This is a genomic window from Mesorhizobium jarvisii (assembly GCF_003601985.1).
Lineage (GTDB): Bacteria > Pseudomonadota > Alphaproteobacteria > Rhizobiales > Rhizobiaceae > Mesorhizobium > Mesorhizobium jarvisii.
The window spans coordinates 33,602-50,824 of sequence record NZ_QZXA01000023.1; the positions used below are offsets into that span (position 1 = coordinate 33,602).

The 17,223-nt window shown below is 62.0% G+C and carries 21 protein-coding genes; 4 read left to right on the forward strand and 17 right to left on the reverse strand.

Translation table 11 applies throughout. From position 1 onward, the window contains the following. Window positions 1–70 precede the first annotated feature (70 nt). Both D3242_RS32835 and D3242_RS32840 read left to right on the forward strand, forming a co-directional pair. Window positions 71–1,294, forward strand: coding sequence for a bifunctional 2-C-methyl-D-erythritol 4-phosphate cytidylyltransferase/2-C-methyl-D-erythritol 2,4-cyclodiphosphate synthase (locus D3242_RS32835; protein ID WP_064982417.1), 1,224 nt, complete (start codon window positions 71–73; stop codon window positions 1,292–1,294). After that, a complete protein-coding gene (locus D3242_RS32840; protein WP_027046822.1) occupies window positions 1,291–1,773 on the forward strand; it encodes a CinA family protein in 483 nt (160 codons plus the stop codon). Before D3242_RS32835 ends, D3242_RS32840 begins: the two co-directional genes overlap by 4 nt. Before the next feature lie 23 nt (window positions 1,774–1,796). Here the strand turns inward: D3242_RS32840 and D3242_RS32845 are convergent, their stop codons facing one another. From D3242_RS32845 to eno, 11 genes are all read right to left on the reverse strand, one after another. Continuing rightward, on the reverse strand, window positions 1,797–2,252 hold the full coding sequence (locus D3242_RS32845) for a type II toxin-antitoxin system RatA family toxin (protein WP_019858030.1): 456 nt from the start codon (window positions 2,250–2,252) through the stop codon (window positions 1,797–1,799). 10 nt (window positions 2,253–2,262) lie between these two features. Next, on the reverse strand, window positions 2,263–3,228 hold the full coding sequence (gene lipA, locus D3242_RS32850; protein WP_064982419.1) for a lipoyl synthase: 966 nt from the start codon (window positions 3,226–3,228) through the stop codon (window positions 2,263–2,265). A 137-nt stretch (window positions 3,229–3,365) separates the two neighbouring features. Next, a complete protein-coding gene (locus tag D3242_RS32855; RefSeq protein ID WP_019858028.1) occupies window positions 3,366–3,623 on the reverse strand; it encodes a GlsB/YeaQ/YmgE family stress response membrane protein in 258 nt (85 codons plus the stop codon). Between the two features lie 99 nt (window positions 3,624–3,722). After that, window positions 3,723–5,168, reverse strand: a complete 1,446-nt coding sequence (gene lpdA / locus D3242_RS32860) for a dihydrolipoyl dehydrogenase (RefSeq protein ID WP_064982421.1) — start codon at window positions 5,166–5,168, stop codon at window positions 3,723–3,725. A 16-nt stretch (window positions 5,169–5,184) separates the two neighbouring features. After that, a complete protein-coding gene (locus D3242_RS32865; RefSeq protein WP_038646708.1) occupies window positions 5,185–5,820 on the reverse strand; it encodes an SGNH/GDSL hydrolase family protein in 636 nt (211 codons plus the stop codon). Continuing rightward, window positions 5,817–6,233, reverse strand: a complete 417-nt coding sequence (locus D3242_RS32870) for a hypothetical protein (protein ID WP_019858025.1) — start codon at window positions 6,231–6,233, stop codon at window positions 5,817–5,819. The genes D3242_RS32865 and D3242_RS32870 overlap by 4 nt, the downstream gene beginning before the upstream one ends. Before the next feature lie 15 nt (window positions 6,234–6,248). Continuing rightward, the gene (locus tag D3242_RS32875) at window positions 6,249–7,610 is read right to left on the reverse strand and encodes a pyruvate dehydrogenase complex dihydrolipoamide acetyltransferase (protein ID WP_064982422.1); all 1,362 of its coding nucleotides are present in this window, start codon (window positions 7,608–7,610) and stop codon (window positions 6,249–6,251) included. Between the two features lie 18 nt (window positions 7,611–7,628). Continuing rightward, a complete protein-coding gene (locus D3242_RS32880) occupies window positions 7,629–9,014 on the reverse strand; it encodes a pyruvate dehydrogenase complex E1 component subunit beta (RefSeq protein WP_019858023.1) in 1,386 nt (461 codons plus the stop codon). 15 nt (window positions 9,015–9,029) lie between these two features. Beyond that, a complete protein-coding gene (gene pdhA, locus D3242_RS32885; RefSeq protein WP_064982424.1) occupies window positions 9,030–10,067 on the reverse strand; it encodes a pyruvate dehydrogenase (acetyl-transferring) E1 component subunit alpha in 1,038 nt (345 codons plus the stop codon). Window positions 10,068–10,260: 193 nt separating this feature from the next. After that, a complete protein-coding gene (locus D3242_RS32890; protein WP_044550389.1) occupies window positions 10,261–10,584 on the reverse strand; it encodes an FtsB family cell division protein in 324 nt (107 codons plus the stop codon). Between the two features lie 157 nt (window positions 10,585–10,741). Then, window positions 10,742–12,016, reverse strand: coding sequence for a phosphopyruvate hydratase (eno, locus tag D3242_RS32895; protein WP_019858019.1), 1,275 nt, complete (start codon window positions 12,014–12,016; stop codon window positions 10,742–10,744). A 199-nt stretch (window positions 12,017–12,215) separates the two neighbouring features. Between eno and D3242_RS34325 the strand changes: the two genes are divergently transcribed. Continuing rightward, window positions 12,216–12,341 (forward strand): hypothetical protein, encoded by a 126-nt coding sequence (locus D3242_RS34325; RefSeq protein WP_081295987.1) that lies wholly within the window; start codon window positions 12,216–12,218, stop codon window positions 12,339–12,341. A 58-nt stretch (window positions 12,342–12,399) separates the two neighbouring features. On the opposite strand, the gene D3242_RS32905 is transcribed toward D3242_RS34325, so the two are convergent. The 6 genes from D3242_RS32905 to D3242_RS34330 all read right to left on the reverse strand — a co-directional run bounded on the left by D3242_RS32905 (window position 12,400) and on the right by D3242_RS34330 (window position 15,571). After that, on the reverse strand, window positions 12,400–12,765 hold the full coding sequence (locus D3242_RS32905) for a PRC-barrel domain-containing protein (RefSeq protein ID WP_019858017.1): 366 nt from the start codon (window positions 12,763–12,765) through the stop codon (window positions 12,400–12,402). An 83-nt stretch (window positions 12,766–12,848) separates the two neighbouring features. Further along, window positions 12,849–13,052 (reverse strand): dodecin family protein, encoded by a 204-nt coding sequence (locus D3242_RS32910; protein ID WP_019858016.1) that lies wholly within the window; start codon window positions 13,050–13,052, stop codon window positions 12,849–12,851. A gap of 86 nt (window positions 13,053–13,138) precedes the next feature. Next, window positions 13,139–13,999 carry a 3-deoxy-8-phosphooctulonate synthase gene (kdsA, locus tag D3242_RS32915; protein WP_019858015.1) on the reverse strand — a complete coding sequence of 287 codons (861 nt, stop codon included), beginning with the start codon at window positions 13,997–13,999 and terminating at the stop codon, window positions 13,139–13,141. Next, window positions 13,996–14,883, reverse strand: coding sequence for a VOC family protein (locus tag D3242_RS32920; protein WP_064982426.1), 888 nt, complete (start codon window positions 14,881–14,883; stop codon window positions 13,996–13,998). Before D3242_RS32920 ends, kdsA begins: the two co-directional genes overlap by 4 nt. A 93-nt stretch (window positions 14,884–14,976) precedes the next feature. After that, entirely contained in the window at window positions 14,977–15,267 is a 291-nt protein-coding gene (locus D3242_RS32925; RefSeq protein WP_019858013.1) for a Dabb family protein, read from the reverse strand. Window positions 15,268–15,436: 169 nt separating this feature from the next. Further along, the gene (locus D3242_RS34330; protein ID WP_257784390.1) at window positions 15,437–15,571 is read right to left on the reverse strand and encodes a hypothetical protein; all 135 of its coding nucleotides are present in this window, start codon (window positions 15,569–15,571) and stop codon (window positions 15,437–15,439) included. Between the two features lie 272 nt (window positions 15,572–15,843). Here D3242_RS34330 and D3242_RS32935 point away from each other — a divergent pair, with 272 nt between their 5' ends. Next, window positions 15,844–17,100, forward strand: coding sequence for an SAM-dependent methyltransferase (locus tag D3242_RS32935; RefSeq protein WP_019858011.1), 1,257 nt, complete (start codon window positions 15,844–15,846; stop codon window positions 17,098–17,100). Window positions 17,101–17,223: the final 123 nt, after the last annotated feature.

Consider the following 17,223-nt stretch of genomic DNA (forward strand, 5'->3'; position numbering starts at 1 on the left):
TCATATTTGACGCACGATCTTTTCGGAAAACCAATTACACTTTTGGGGATCGTGCGCTAAGCCAATCGCCATGACTGACGGAAGTGAAAACTCGAGCGCGACAGGTGAGGTTGCGGTGGTGATCGTCGCCGCCGGCCGCGGCGCTCGTGCCGGGCAGGCCAACGGACCCAAGCAGTACCAGAATATTGGCGGCCGCGCTGTCATTGCGCACACGCTGGAGATGTTTCTGGCCCATCCGCGAACCGGCCGGATCGTCGTCGCCATCCACGCCGACGACCACGAATTGTTCCGGCAAGCGGCGGGCGGCCAGGCTGAGCGCGTCACTGCCATCATTGGCGGACCGACCAGGCAGGAGTCCGTTCGGCTCGGGCTGCTTGCGCTGAAGGACCACGCGCCGGGCCAGGTTCTGATTCACGACGCCGTCCGCCCGTTCGTCGATGCGGAGTTGATCGATCGCACCATCGCCGCCATCGGCAAGAACGAGGGGGCGTTGCCCGCCCTGCCCATCGCCGACACCTTGAAGCGCGAGTCGGCCGCCGGCGTGGTCGCGGAAACCGTTTCCCGCAGCGGGCTGCACGCGGCGCAAACGCCGCAAGGTTTTCCCTACGGGCCGATCCTTGCCGCACACGACAAGGCCTATCAACTAGGCAGGCTGGACTTCACCGATGACGCGGCCATCGCCGAATGGGCGCAGATTCCAGTCAAGCTCGTTCCGGGCTCGCCGGACAATGTCAAACTCACCTGGGCACGGGACATCGCCATGGCGCACCAGCGGCTTTCCAGCGAACGCACACATTTCCCCGACATCCGCACCGGCAACGGCTACGACGTCCACGCCTTTGAGCCCGGCGATCACGTTACACTGTGCGGCGTCGCGATTCCGCATGACAAGAGACTATCCGGACATTCCGATGCCGATGTCGGGCTGCACGCCTTGACCGACGCGCTGCTGGCGACCTGCGGCGCCGGCGACATCGGCACGCATTTTCCGCCGTCCGATCCGCAGTGGAAAGGTGCAGCGTCGCGGATCTTCGTCGAACACGCGGCGAAAGTGGTGCGCGAGCGCGGCGGACGCATCGCCAATGCCGACATCACGCTGATCTGCGAGGCGCCGCGCGTCGGCCCACATCGCGAGGCGATGACGGCGGCCCTGTCGCAAATGCTGGGGATTTCCGCCGACCGCATCTCGATCAAGGCGACAACCAACGAAAAACTCGGCTTTGTCGGTCGCGAAGAAGGCATTGCGGCGATCGCCACTGCCAGCGTGGTGTTTCCCGGCGAGGTGCCGGAATGAGCAACGCCGAACTCGCAAACTCCCTGCTGCTGGCCTGCCAGCAACGTGGCATCATGCTGGCGACAGCGGAAAGCTGCACCGGCGGCATGATCATTGCCGCGCTCACCGACATTGCAGGCTCCTCGGCGGTGGTCGACCGCGGCTTCATCAGCTATTCCAACGAAGCCAAGATGGACATGCTCGGCGTTTCCGCCGAAACGCTCGACGCGCATGGAGCTGTTTCGCGCGAAACGGTCCTGGAGATGGCGGCCGGCGCGCTGGCGCATTCGCGCGCGAGCCTTTCTCTTGCCGTTACCGGCATTGCCGGCCCAAGCGGAGGTTCGGCCGACAAGCCGGTCGGTCTCGTCTGGTTCGGCCTTGCCCTGGCCGGCCAGCCGGTTGTCGCCGAGCGCCAGCTGTTTGGCCACAAGGGCCGCGAATTCATCCGCCACGAGACGGTGAGACATGCGCTGCAACTCGGCCTGCGCGCGCTTGGATAAGGCATGGACTCACTACGATAGCGTCATGCCGGCGCAACCCCATAGATGACGTCGGCACGCTTTTCGAAAGCCTCGGCGAACATGCGGAAGGCGCGGTCGAACATCGTGCCCATCAGCGCGCCCAGAATGCGGCTCTTGAACTCATAGTCGATGAAGAAGCGGACGGCGCAGCCGGCGCCATCGGGCTCGAAACGCCAGACATTGCTCAGGTATTTGAACGGGCCATCGATATATTTCACGTCGATGGCGTTCTCATCGGGCTTCAAAAGCACCTGTGTCGTGAAGGTCTCGCGGATCGCCTTGTAGCCGATGCTCATGTCCGCCAGGAGAACGGTACGTCCGTCACGCTCCTTGCGCGAGCGCACCGTCAGCGCTTCGCAAAGCGGCAGGAATTGCGGATAGGCCTCGACATCGGCCACCAGCGCAAACATCTGTTGCGGCGTATGGGCGACGCGGCGGGTGGCTTCGAATTTCGGCATTCAACCAGCGCTAGACCGACTTCTGAAGCTGTGCTTCCCGCGCCGCGCGCAGCCGGGCGAAATCGTCGCCGGCATGGTGCGATGAGCGCGTCAGCGGGCTCGATGCCACCAGCAGGAAACCCTTGGTCCGGCCGATCGTCTCGAAGGACTGGAACTCTTCGGGCGTGACGAAGCGGATCACCGGATGGTGCTTCTTCGACGGCTGCAGATACTGGCCGATGGTCATGAAGTCGACATTGGCCGTGCGCAGATCGTCCATCAGCTGCAGGATTTCATTTCGCTCCTCGCCCAGGCCGACCATGATGCCGGACTTGGTAAAGATCGACGGGTCGAGTTCCTTGACCCGCTGCAACAGCCGGATCGAGTGGAAATAGCGAGCGCCCGGCCGAACCTTCAGATAGTTCGACGGCACGGTTTCGAGATTGTGGTTGAAGACGTCGGGCTTGGCCGCCACCACGATCTCCAGGGCGCCGTCCTTGCGCAGGAAATCCGGCGTCAGGATTTCGATCGTGGTCGACGGCGTTGCCGCGCGGATCGCGCGGATGACATCGGCAAAGTGCTGCGCACCGCCATCGGCAAGATCGTCGCGGTCGACGGAGGTGATGACGACGTGGCTCAGCCCCATCTGCTTGACGGCATGCGCGACGCGCGCCGGCTCATCGGGATCTAGCGCGGTCGGGATGCCGGTGGCGACATTGCAGAAAGCGCAGGCGCGCGTGCAGATCTCTCCCATGATCATGAAGGTGGCGTGCTTCTTTTCCCAACACTCGCCGATGTTGGGGCAACCAGCCTCTTCGCAGACCGTCACCAGCTTGTGCGATTTCACGATCTCGCGCGTCTCGGCATAGCCCTTGGAGACCGGCGCCTTGACGCGAATCCAGTCGGGCTTGCGCAACACCTCCTGGTCGGGCTTGTGCGCCTTCTCGGGGTGCCGCAGCCGTGGTGCGTTGGCGATCGTGTCGAGGACAGTAACCATCTGAACCCTGGCTTTTCTCGCGACCGCCCGTCGGCGATCGTCACTTTATCGTCATCTAGGACTTTTCAGCACAAAGAAAAAGGCTGCAGCGGCGCATGCCGCTACAACCGTTTTCGCATAGCCGGGAACGGTACCGACTAGCGGCGCACCAGGCGACCGACCCAGATCAGCAGACAGGCACCGATGAAGCCGGTAATCAGATAGGCGGTCCAGCCGACGCCGAACGGGCCGAAATTGAGGGCCTGCAGGATGGCGTTCAACACGACCGCGCCAACGATACCCATGATAATGTTCATGAAAATGCCGGTGTTGCTCTTCATGACCATTTCGGCGAACCAGCCTGCCAGGCCGCCGATGATGATGGCTGCGATCCAGCCCACGCCGTTCAAGTGCATATGCCTTCTCCTTGCGCGCGTAAAAATGCATGCGGAAACGAACTGCCTTGCCGCCGAGTTCCGGCGGCGTTCGCGGCTGAGTCTCCTGCTGCGAATCTATCATGCGTTCAAGGCGCGGCCATAGGCGTCGAGCACGCTCTCCTTCATCATCTCCGACAGCGTCGGATGTGGGAAGATGGTGTGCATCAGCTCTTCCTCGGTCGTCTCCAAGTTCATCGCCACGACAAAGCCCTGGATCAGTTCGGTCACCTCGGCGCCGACCATGTGGGCGCCGAGCAGCTGACCGGTCTTCTTGTCGAAGATGGTCTTGATGAAGCCCTGGTCCTCGCCAAGCGCGATCGCCTTGCCGTTGGCGGCGAACTGGAAGCGGCCGACGCGGATATCCTTGCCTTCGGCCTTGGCCTTGGCTTCCGTCAGGCCGACGGAGGCGACCTGCGGATTGCAGTAGGTGCAGCCAGGGATCTTGAGCTTGTCGATGGCATGCACGCCGGGGAAATTGGCGATCTTCTCGACGCACACGACGCCCTCATGCTCGGCCTTGTGGGCAAGCATGGGCGGGCCGGCGACATCGCCGATGGCGTAGATGCCCGGCACATTGGTCTTGCCGTAACCGTCGACGACGACGCAGCCGCGATCCGTCTTCACGCCGAGCGCTTCAAGGCCGAGATTCTCGATATTGCCCTGGACCCCGACGGCCGAGATCATGCGGTCGGCGGTGATCTTCTCGACCTTGCCGTCCTTCATCTCGACATGCGCGGTGACCGAGTTGGCGCCCTTCTCGACCTTGGTCACCTTGGCTTCGAGAATGATCTTCATGCCTTGCTTCTCGAACTGTTTTTGCGCGAATTTCGAGACCTCGGCGTCCTCGACCGGCATCACCGCCGGCAACAGTTCGACCACCGTCACCTCGGCGCCCATGGTGCGATAGAACGAGGCGAATTCGATGCCGATGGCGCCCGAGCCCATCACCAGCAGCGATTTCGGCATCTCCTTCGGCACCATGGCCTCGAAATAGGTCCAGATGAGCTTGCCGTCCGGCTCGATGCCGGGCAGCGCGCGCGGGCGGGCGCCGGTCGCCAGGATGATGTGCTTGGCTGTGTAGGTGCCCTCTCCCTTGACGCCCTTCGGCACAGGCGGCTGTGGTTCCATCGGCTTCTTGGCCGTCTTGGAGACGATGACCTCACCCGGCTTCGACAGCTTGGCTTCGCCCCAGATCACGTCGACCTTGTTCTTCTTCATCAGGAAGGCAACGCCGCCATTGAGCCGCAGCGAGACTTTGCGCGAGCGGTCGACGACGGCCGACGTGTCGACGCTGACCTTGCCGTCGAGCTTCAGGCCATAGTCCTTCAGATGATCGGAATAGTGCATGATCTCGGCCGAACGCAGCAGTGCCTTGGTCGGTATGCAGCCCCAGTTGAGGCAGATGCCGCCGAGATGTTCGCGCTCGACGATGGCCGTCTTGAAGCCGAGCTGGGCGGAACGTACCGCCGTGACATAGCCGCCGGGGCCGGAGCCGATGATGATGACGTCGTAGTTCTCAGCCACGGATTTTCTCCTTCAGTCACAATTCCAGCATGACGCGCACGACCGATGTCAGCGCCTTGCCGATGTTTCGCGTGTTTTCGGCATCGAGATGGACGCCGTCGAGCGGTGTGGTTTGCGCCACCGTGCCGGCGTCGAAGAAGCCGCAGCCGACTTCGTCGGCGAGCGCCGCATATTGTGGGGCGAGCTGCTTCGACGCCTCATCGCCGCCGGCAAACATTTCCCTGAAGTCGGCATTTTCGGTGCGGCTTACAACGGGCGGCGAGACAAGGAGTATCTGTGGCGCCGGCCAGTCGAACGGATAGTCATGACCACGCACGATGTCGATCAACCGTTGGATGCCTTGCTTGGCCGCGACCGGATTGCCGTGAATCCAAGGCTTCATGTCGTTGGCACCGAGCATGATGACGATCAGATCGATCGGTGCATGCGTCGTCAGCACCGTCGGCAACAGCCGCGCACCGTTGCGATCGGCACCTGCCAGATGATCGTCGAAGGCCGTGGTGCGGCCATTCAGGCCATCGGCGATGACCTGGACGCCACCGCCTAGACACGCCTGCAGAACGCTTGGCCAGCGGTCCTGCAGCGCATGGCGCCCGCCTTCGGCGTTGTAACCCCAGGTCAGCGAGTCGCCGTAGCAAAGCACCGTCTTCATGCGTTCACCTGTGCATTCATCAATCCGCGTCCCACCCGCCAGCGTACGAACAGCCAGTGAACCAGCACCGTGGCCAGGTTTGGCAAGACCAGGCCGGCGACGATTGGAAGGTCACTTCCCCACTGGCGCTTGTCGACCGGCTGCGAGAACGTCCAGCCGATCAGGCCGAGCCCGACAAGCACGAACAGGACAATGGTGCAAAGGGCCAGCCAGTCGATGATCGCGGGTGCATTCGAAAAGAACTGCGCGACGAAAAACACGATCGCCACGACGATGGTGACAAGCGCGGACGCCATGAACACCAGAATGTATTCTTCCTGCGCATCGGTTGCGATGGCCAGTCCGAGCGCGACCAAACCGCCGGCAAACCAGGAAATGAAAAAGGCGAAAAGGCTGGTGAAGAATTTCCGCACGAGCCTTTTCCTTTCCTAGACCAGCATGCCCATCGGGTTCTCGATCAGCCGCTTGAAGGCGACCAGCAGTTCGGCGCCGAGCGCGCCATCGACAGCGCGATGGTCGGTCGACAAGGTCACCGACATCACGGTGGCGATTTTGATCTCGCCATTCTTGACCACAGCCCGCTCCTCACCCGCGCCGACCGCCAGGATCGTCGCATGCGGCGGGTTGATGACGGCGGCGAAGTCCTTGATGCCGAACATGCCAAGGTTGGAGACCGCCGTCGTGCCGCCCTGATACTCCTCCGGCTTCAGCTTGCGGCTGCGGGCGCGGCTCGCCAGATCCTTCATCTCGTTGGAGATGGTCGACAGCGTCTTTTCGTCCGCATGCCGAATGATCGGCGTGATCAGGCCACCGGGGATCGAGACGGCAACGCCGACATCGGCATGCTTGTGCTTGACCATGGCACTTTCGGTCCACGAGGCATTGGCATCCGGCACAGCCATCAAGGCCATCGCCATCGCCTTGATGACCATGTCGTTGACCGACAGCTTGTAGGCGGGAGCCTCGCCCTTGTCGGTCTTCTTCATCGGGGCGGCGGCATTGATCTGCGTGCGCAGCGCCAGCAATGCGTCGAGTTCGCAGTCGAGCGTCAGATAGAAATGCGGGATGGTGGACTTGGCCTCGACCAGCCGCCGCGCAATCGTCTTGCGCATATTGTCGTGCGGGACGAGTTCGTAGGAGCCTTGCTCGAACAACTTCAGCACCTGGTCGTCCGACATCGCCTTCACCGCCGGAGCAGCGGCCGCAGGCGCGCCGGCAGGAGCCTTGGCGGCGGGAGCTGCCTTGGCGCCGCCGCCAGCAATCGCGGCATCGACATCGGCCTTCACCACGCGGCCATGCGGGCCGGTGCCGGTCACAGCCGACACATCGACACCGGCCTCCTTGGCGATACGGCGCGCGAGCGGCGATGCAAAGGTGCGCTCGCCAGTCGCATGGCCATTGGCGACCGGAGCCGGCTCTGCCTTCGAAGCGGCTGCGGCAGCAGGTTCAGCCTTTGGTGCCTCAGCCTTGGGAGCGTCCGCTTTCGGCGCTTCGGCTTTCGCCGGTGCTGCACCGCCACCACTTTTTGCGGCGGCGCCCGCATCCTCGCCCTCGGCCGCAAGCACGGCGATCAGCGCATTGACCTTGACGCCTTCGGTGCCGGCAGGAACGACGAGCTTGGCCACCGTGCCCTCGTCGACGGCCTCGACCTCCATCGTCGCCTTGTCGGTCTCGATCTCGGCGATGACATCGCCCGGCGAAACCTTATCGCCCTCCTTGACCAGCCACTTCGACAGATTGCCCTCTTCCATCGTGGGCGAGAGCGCCGGCATGGTGATGTTGATTGGCATTTTGTCCTCCCGGCCGGTTCAGCGATACGTGACGGCTTTGACCGCCTCGATGACCTCGCCGACATTCGGCAAAGCCAGCTTTTCGAGGTTGGCCGCATAAGGCATCGGCACATCCTTGCCGGCAATGGTGATGACCGGCGCGTCGAGGAAATCGAAGGCGCGCTGCGACACCTGGTTGGCGATATGGTCGCCGACCGAGCTTTGCGGGAAGCCTTCCTCGACCACGATCAGCCGGTTGGTCTTCTTGACCGAAGCGATGATGGTGTCGAGGTCGAGCGGACGGACGGTTCGCAGATCGATGATCTCGGCATCGATGCCCATGCCGCGCAATTCGGCTTCCGCCTTGACCGCATAGGTCATGCCGATGCCGAAGGAGACGATGGTGACGTCCTTGCCTTGCTTGTGGATGCGGGCCTTGCCGATCGGCAGCACGAAATCATCAAGCTTCGGCACATCGAAGGACTGGCCGTAGAGGATTTCGTTCTCGAGAAAGATGACCGGATTCGGGTCGCGGATCGCGGCCTTGAGCAGGCCCTTGGCGTCCGCAGCGGTATACGGCATCACGACCTTCAGGCCAGGAATGTGACTGTACCACGCGGCGTAGCACTGCGAGTGCTGAGCGGCAACGCGGGCGGCAGCCCCGTTCGGTCCGCGGAACACGATCGGAGCGCCCATCTGGCCGCCGGACATGTAAAGCGTCTTGGCGGCCGAATTGATGATCTGGTCGATCGCCTGCATGGCGAAGTTGAAGGTCATGAACTCGACGATCGGCTTCAGCCCGGCCATCGCCGCACCGACGCCGACGCCGGCAAACCCATGCTCGGTGATCGGCGTGTCGACGACGCGACGCGGCCCGAACTCCTGCAGCAACCCTTGGGTGATCTTGTAGGCGCCCTGATATTCGGCAACCTCCTCGCCCATGACGAAGACATCGCCGTCGCGGCGCATTTCCTCGGCCATGGCATCGCGCAGCGCCTCGCGTACCGTGGTCGAGACCATTTCGGTGCCCGCGGGGATATCCGGGTCTGCGGCAACCTCGGTCTTCGGCGCCGCCGCTACTGGTGCGGAGGCCTCGCCCTTGGCCGCAACTGGCGCCGGTGCAGCCGTTTCAGCCTTGGCGGGCTCTTCGCCGATGCCTTCGCCGGCCTTGTCGGTGTCTTCGCCTTCAACCGCGAGCACGGCAATCACCGCGTTGACCTTGACGCCTTCGGTGCCGGCGGGCACCACGATCTTGGCAAGCGTGCCTTCATCGACGGCTTCGACTTCCATCGTCGCCTTGTCGGTCTCGATCTCGGCGATGACGTCGCCGGCTACGACCTTGTCACCCTCGTTCTTCAACCACTTGGAAAGATTGCCCTCTTCCATGGTCGGCGAGAGAGCGGGCATGAGAATTTCGATCGGCATGTCCTGGCTCTCCCCTTACAATACGATATCGGTCCAGAGCTCGGACGGATCCGGCTCCGCATCGTTCTGGGCAAATTCGGCGGCGTCGGCGACGATGTCGCGAACCTCCTTGTCGATGGTCTTGAGTTCGTCCTCCGTCGCCCACTTCTTCTCGATCAACCGCGCCTTGACCTGTTCGATCGGGTCATGCTCGGAGCGCATCTTCTGCACTTCTTCCTTCGAGCGGTATTTCGCCGGGTCGGACATCGAGTGGCCGCGATAGCGGTAGGTCTGCATTTCGAGAATGATCGGCCCGTTGCCGGCGCGGCACCATTCGGTCGCCTGATCGCCGGCGGATTTGACCGCACGCACATCCATGCCGTCGACCTGGATGCCGGGAATCTTGAACGAGGCGCCGCGATGCGAAAAATTGGTTTCGGCCGACGAGCGCGACACCGAGGTGCCCATCGCGTAGCGGTTGTTTTCAATGATGTAGATCACCGGCAGCTTCCACAGCGAGGCCATGTTGAAGCTTTCATAGACCTGGCCCTGGTTGGCGGCGCCGTCGCCGAAATAGGTCAGCGAAACGTTGTTGTTGTCGCGGTAGCGGTTGGCGAACGCCAGGCCCGTGCCAAGCGACACCTGCGCGCCGACAATGCCGTGGCCGCCGTAAAAATGCTTTTCCTTGGAGAACATGTGCATGGAGCCGCCCTTGCCCCGCGACAGGCCGCCACGTCGTCCGGTCAGCTCGGCCATGACACCGCGCGGCGAAAGCTCCATGGCCAGCATGTGGCCGTGGTCGCGATAGGCTGTGATCATCTGGTCGCCATCGATCAGCGCCATCTTCATGCCGGTGACGACAGCTTCCTGGCCGATATAGAGATGGCAGAAGCCGCCGATGAAGCCCATGCCGTAAAGCTGGCCGGCCTTTTCCTCGAAGCGGCGGATGAGCAGCATGTGCCGATAGGCGGCAAGCTCTTCTTCCTTGGTGAATTCAGCGGGCTTGGGCGCGGAAAGCCCTGATTTGCCTTCGGATTTCGATTTGGCAGGCGCTTTTCTGGCTGCGGTGGCCATGCATCACTCCCTGTTGGCGTCTCTTTGCGGACATTAGGGCAGGATGAACTCCGCCCTGGGAAGATCAGCTCTCCCCACCGATTTATGCAAGGCTAACACGCGTCAGAGCGTTGCGCCATGACGAATTTGCATAGCTGGCATGCGCCTAAGCGATTAAAATCATTGAAAATATTGTCGATTAACTGAAATTCAGTTATTTCGACGAGGCCGGCAACATGATGGTGATTTCATCGGCCTGGGACAGATTGAGCGCCCTGCGCGCCTGCTCGTCAAGCATGTCCTTCTCCAGCGTGCCGTCATGCATGAGCCGAACGCGCCGTTCGAGTTCCATCCGGCGCGCCTTGATCGCATCGAGCTGAGCCTGCAGCGCAACCGTCTGGGCTTCCAACTGATATTTCGAATTGATGCCGAACTCGCCGTGATAGGCATGGAAGCCGAAATAGGCCAGGAACACTACGCAAAGCGAAGGGATGATCAGCCGACCGGTGTTTCTCTGCTTGTGCTGACGCGTCCACATGACCGATTCCCCATGGTCGCAAACTCAAACGACCTGCAACCTTTTTCGCCTGATTGTGCTTAACGGACGGTTACGGAGACCGCCCCGCGACAAGCCAAATGAGAAAGGGCGGGAATGATCCCGCCCTTCGTGCAGTATCCGAGCTCAATGTTTCGGATCAGCCCTTGATCACCGACTTGCCGGCGTAACGCGCCTGCTTGCCAAGCTCTTCCTCGATGCGGATCAGCTGGTTGTATTTGGCCATGCGGTCGGAGCGCGACAGCGAACCGGTCTTGATCTGCCCGCAATTGGTGGCGACGGCGAGATCGGCGATGGTCGAATCCTCGGTTTCGCCCGAGCGGTGCGACATGACAGCGGTGTAGCCGGCCTTGTGCGCGGTCTCGACGGCATCGAGCGTTTCAGTCAGCGAGCCGATCTGGTTGACCTTGACCAGGATCGAATTGGCAACGCCCATGCGGATGCCGTCGCGCAGGCGCGCTGTGTTGGTGACGAAAAGGTCGTCGCCGACCAGCTGCGTCTTCTTGCCGATCAGGTCGGTCAGGTATTTCCAGCCTTCCCAGTCGTCCTCGGCCAAGCCGTCCTCGATCGAGATGATCGGATAGTCGGCGGCGAGCTTGGCGAGGTACTTGGCCTGGGCCTTGGGATCGCGCGTCTTCTTCTCGCCTTCATAGACGTAGTTGCCGTCCTTGAAGAACTCGGTGGCGGCGCAGTCGAGGCCGAGTGCGATTTCCTCGCCCGGCTTGAAGCCGGCCTTCTCGATCGATTCCATGATGAAATCGAGCGCCACAGGCGCGCTCTTCAGGTTCGGGGCAAAGCCGCCTTCGTCGCCGACATTGGTGTTGTGGCCGGCATCCTTCAGCTTCTTGCGCAACGTATGGAAGATTTCCGAGCCCCAGCGCACGCCTTCGCGCAAAGTCGGCGCGCCGACCGGAAGGATCATGAATTCCTGGAAGTCGATCGGGTTGTCGGCATGGGCGCCGCCATTGATGATGTTCATCATCGGTACGGGCAGGATGTGCGCCTTGGTGCCGCCGACATAACGATAGAGCGGCAGGCCGGAGGCGTCAGCAGCGGCCTTGGCGACCGCCAGCGAAACGCCGAGAATGGCATTGGCGCCGAGCCGGCTCTTGTTGGGCGTGCCGTCAAGCTCGATCATGGTCTGGTCGATATGGATCTGGTTCTCAGCTTCCATGCCGCCGATCGCCTCGAACAGCTCACCATTGACCGCCTCCACGGCCTTGAGCACGCCCTTGCCGAGATAGCGTGCGCCGCCGTCGCGAAGCTCGACGGCTTCATGGGCGCCGGTCGAGGCGCCCGACGGCACCGCGGCGCGGCCCATCGAACCGTCTTCGAGTACGACATCGACCTCGACGGTCGGGTTTCCACGGCTGTCCAGGATTTCACGTCCGACAATGTCGATGATGGCGGTCATTGCGATGTCCCCGATTGATCTGACGAAAGGTCGCGCCCGTCTTAGCCAAAGCGACGCAAAAGGCAATCCGGCCATGGCCGAATAGTGCCGCCTCCCCGATTCACGAAGCGCAAATTTCTGTCATCATAAGTCATGCGCCCGGACATGCATTTCGGGTTATGGCTGTTGTCGCGCGGGGCGAAACATGAGGAGTTTCGCCATGTCCGAGTTGAGCGGTATCGTGAGTTTGTTCCTGATCGCGGCGGCGTTCCTGACGTCGTGCGACACACAGCAATCGCCACCGAAGGCTTTCGAGCCCTTGCCGGCTTTGCACCTCAGCAAATAGCGTTGCCTTTGAATAAAAGGGCCTCGTCGAAACGAGGCCCTTTTTTATTGCGGTTGCCTCAATGCCAGTAGGGCGTGACCTTGTAGTACTCATAGGATGCATCGCGCGCCGCCTCGCCGTCCGCGCCGGCCAGTTCGTTGATCGAATAGGCGGGTGCGGCCTTCAGCTGCTCCTTGGAGAAGGGCACGACATAGCCGCCCTTGTCCTCATCATAGTCGAGACTGGCCCAGGGAACGGCGTGGTACTTCTCGCCGATGCCGAGAAAGCCGCCAAAGCCGATCACCGCGAACATGATGCCGTTCGACGTTTTGTCGAGCATGATGTCCTCGATGCTGCCGATGCTCTTGCCTTCGTTGTTGTAGACGGACGTGCCGATGACGCGCGAAGCGGCAATCGCTTCGGTGTGGCCTGTCTGGGTTGTCATGGTCTGCTCCTCATTGTCGTTGAACTCTGCTTTGACAATGAGGGGCGCGGGTGAAAGTTCCCGAGTTTTTCGGCGGCGACCAATCACTCCGCGAGGATGAAAGTCACCTTCATGTTGACGCGATAGGCAGCGATCTTGCCGTCCTCGACGACGATCTTCTGATCCTGGATCCAGGCGCCTTCCACGTTCTTGAGGGTTTTCGCCGCGCGGGCGATTCCCTTCTCGATGGCGTCCTGAAAGCTCTTCTTCGACGACGAGGTGATTTCGGTGACGCGGGCGACGGACATTGGCTTCCTCCTGCCAAAACGCTCATTTGCCGGCCAAGCGTACAACCGGTCCCTCGCAACCACAAGCAGAGGCAGGAAGCGCCGGCTCAGCGGCCCTTCGCGATCCGGTCGAAAGCCATCAGCCTTTCCAGGAGCGCCGGCATATCCTTCAGCGGCAGCATGTTGGGCCCATCGGAAGACGTCGAATTGTCGGGATCCTGGTGGGTCTCGATGAAGACACCGGCGACGCCAACGGCGACGGCCGCACGAGCCAGCGTCTCGACAAAGCGGCGCTCGCCACCAGACGAGCCGCCCTGCCCGCCCGGCTGCTGGACCGAATGCGTGGCATCGAAGATCACCGGCGCGCCGATCTCGGCCATGACAGGCAGAGCGCGCATATCAGACACCAGCGTGTTGTAGCCGAAGGACGCGCCGCGCTCGGTGGTCAGAACGTTGGCGTTGCCCGAACCGGTGATCTTCGCGACCACGTTCTTCATGTCCCAGGGCGCGAGGAACTGCCCCTTCTTCACGTTGATGACCTTGCCGGTTTTCGCGGCGGCGACCAGCATGTCGGTCTGGCGCGACAGGAAGGCCGGGATCTGCAGCACATCGACATGCGGCGCGACGATCGCGCACTGTTCCTCGGTGTGGACATCGGTCAGCACGGGAAGCGAAAATTCCTTGCGCAATTCATCGAAGACCGGAAGTGCGGCATCCATGCCAGCGCCGCGCGTTGCCGACAGCGAGGTGCGGTTGGCCTTGTCGTAGCTGGTCTTGTAGACGAGGCCGATGCCGAGCTTGGCCGTCAGCTCCTTCAGCGCACCGGCCATGTCGAAGGCATGCTGGCGCGATTCGAACTGGCACGGGCCGGCGATCAGCGCCAAGGCCGCCTTGTTGTCGAAGACGACATTACCGACCGTTACCGACGAATTGGGCGCCATCGAATTGGGCACTTGAGGCTTGTTCATTGTATCTCCCGGAAGATGAAAGCCGCGCCCTGTCCGGATGCCGGCCGCACGACAATATCAGCGCCTGCTATATCGTGCTGTATAGCATTGGCTGCAAGCAGGCTCGACGCGGCATCGATGCTGCGGACCGCAAAGACGATCGCGGCGAAGCGGAGCTTTGTGGATGAACCCGCCGGGATGCCAAAGCGAGCGGTGAAAGATTTGGGGTCAAGCACGCTCAAGGTTGCATTCGGCAGGAGAAACGCGCCGTCCTTAGCGTCGGCAGGATCGTTCACCGCCACGGAAACCAGCCTGCTCTGTTCGGTAGGCTGGTCACTGACCGCCACCACCTCGAGGATTCCGCTGGCTCCGTTGGCATGAGCCTGCAAGGCCGCACGGTCCACCTTTGGCGCATTGATCCGCTGGCAGGCGAACAGGAACGCGTCGGGTGCTCCACGGGTCGCGGCAAAGGCGAGCTTGAACGATGCGGTATCGCTCTTGCCCGACGTATCAGTGAAAGCGCGCGAAAAGCTCAGTGTGTCTCCCGCCGACAGACCGGCGTCGACAAAGCGTGCATGGTCGGTATCGGCATTGTCGGTCCCCAGGACCACAGCCGAAAACCCCTCATCGCCGCGGCTGTCGCGATAGAGGCGGTCGCGCGCGACGAAGACGTTGCCGGCGGCCGTCGCGTCGATCGCTGCCTGTTCATTGCCGATCGCGAGCGGCTCCAGATAGGTGCCGTCAGCGAGGAAAACGCAGCAGTTTTCCGTTCCAAAGGGATGGATACCGGTCGGCGCGACGACGAAGCCCAGCGCAGCGAGCCGGGCTCGCGCCACCTCGAGGCTCCCGGTCGGCAGAACGAGATGGTCAAGCGGATGCGTGCCGGTGGTTGGTCTGTCGGTCATCAGGCGCGGTGTGCATCATTCCAAAGAGCGGTTCAAGGCCATTTCCCCACGGCGGCCGCCGGGACGTGTCGAGATCCAGAACCGCGCCCGGGATCAGCTGCCGGCCACGACATCGGCGGAATAGCGCAGTTCGCGCAAAGGTTTGACCTTGGCTGTGGTCTGCGCATAGAGCGGATGCGCCTTGTAGGCGGCCAGCGCCGCGTCATCGGGAAATTCGGCGTAGACGACGACATCAACTTCGTCCGACAGCGGGTCGACCTTGGTGTTCAAAGTGACCTCGAAGAGACTGGAATGAGGAATGTTGCCGAGTTCCAGCAGCCCGCTGCGCACTGCCTCCACATCCTCCTTGCGCCGTGCGCTGAAGAAAACGATATGCCGGATCAATCCCGCCTCCTCGATCTGAATGCCGGGGTCTTTTGTGACGGCGGTTTCCTCGCGTCAACCGTTCATGGCGCCACGCGTCTTTGCGACGCGCCTCAACGGTGCGGGACCTGATCAAGCAGCAACGGGCACGTCGCACGACGCGCCAGGTTGCTCTCTTCGGGCGGGATATTCAGGCCTTGCCGGTGACGTAACGCACGACGTGGTTGAGCTCCCTGACCGAAATGTCGAGATACCGGCCTTGATTGTAGAGACCGTCCCAGATCAGGAAGAACGCGATTGCCGCAATGACGATTACATAACGCATGGCTAAAGCTATCGCACATGCGCTGCGGCGGCCATAGACGTTTTTGATTGTGGACAGCAGCATTACGCAAGGCCCAGATGCCACGTGGCACAGCCCAGCCAGTGGCCTGCCTCTTGAAGTTCCCCCTCATCACGTGGAAGATTGTGGCAGGCATTCACTGGGAAGCACTGGGAGCTCCCGGGACCAGGCAAGACGTTCGAACCTGGCGAATGATCCAAGAGAACCGTGACCCGGCAATTTGCGCCGGCACCACGGAAATCCAGGGGCATGAAATGGCAGACGGGGACCATCATAGCGTAGCGCCGGGCGAAGCGGTCAGGCTCGACGAGTTCAATTTCGCCGAGATCGTCAAGGGCCTGCCGGCCAAGGCGCGCATGGTGCTGTCGGCGGCGATGAACCTGCCGCGCGGTTCGCTCAAGGTCAGGATGCCGGATGGCCGAGCCGTTCTGGTTGGCGGCAAGGGACCCGGCCCGGACGCCGAGCTGGTGCTCAAGAACTGGCGCCTGCCAGGCCGCGCCTTTTCCGGCGGCACGATCGGCGTTGCCGAATCCTACATGGACGGCGATTGGGAAAGCCCTGACGTCACCAGTTTCCTGGAATTGTTCGTGGTCAATTCGGCGATCGGCGAACGCGTCGCCGGCGGCGCCAGCTGGCTCATCAACACCGTCCAGCGCATCCGCCACTGGTTCAACGAGAACACACGCACCGGTTCGAAGCGCAACATCTCCGCGCATTACGATCTCGGTAACGCCTTCTACAAGGAATGGCTCGACCCGAGCATGACCTATTCCTCGGCGCTCTACACGCATGGCGCCAACGACCTGGAGAGCGCGCAGGCCGCCAAATATCGGGCGCTGGCCAGGGACACGGGTATCGGCCGAAAGGATCATGTGCTGGAGATCGGCTGCGGCTGGGGCGGTTTTGCCGAATTCGCGGCGCGCGAAATCGGCTGCCGCGTGACCGGGCTGACGATCAGCCGCGAACAGCACGATTTCGCCAAGGCACGCATCGCCAAGGCGGGACTTGCCGACAAGGTCGACATCAAGCTGCAGGATTACCGCGACGAAACGGGAACTTACGACCGCATCGCCTCGATCGAGATGTTCGAAGCGGTCGGCGAGAAATACTGGCCTGTGTTCTTCTCGAAGATGAAGTCCTGCCTGAGGCCCGGCGGCACTGCGGGCCTGCAGATCATCACCATCAACGAGGCCGCCTACGACACCTATCGCGCCAGGCCGGATTTCATCCAGCGGTATGTGTTCCCGGGCGGCATGCTGCCGACACCGTCGATCCTGAAGTCGCTCGGCAAGGATCATGGCCTTGCGCATCTGCGTGAGCGCGTGTTTCCCGATGACTATGCGCGCACGCTCGCCGAATGGCGCAACCGTTTCTGGGGATCCTGGGAGAAGATCGTGCCGCTCGGCTTCGACGATCGCTTCAAGAAGCTCTGGGAGTTCTACCTGCACTATTGCGAAGCCGGTTTCCGCGCCAGCTACATCGATGTGCGGCAAGTGGTCTACAAGGCCTAGGCCGTGAACTCATAAATGCTGGATCAGTGAGACGCTGGAAAGCAGTCACCCGTCGGCCTACAATCTGACTATGCCGTTCGCTCGCAAATTGATTCTTCACGTTCCGGTATCAGATGAGACCTT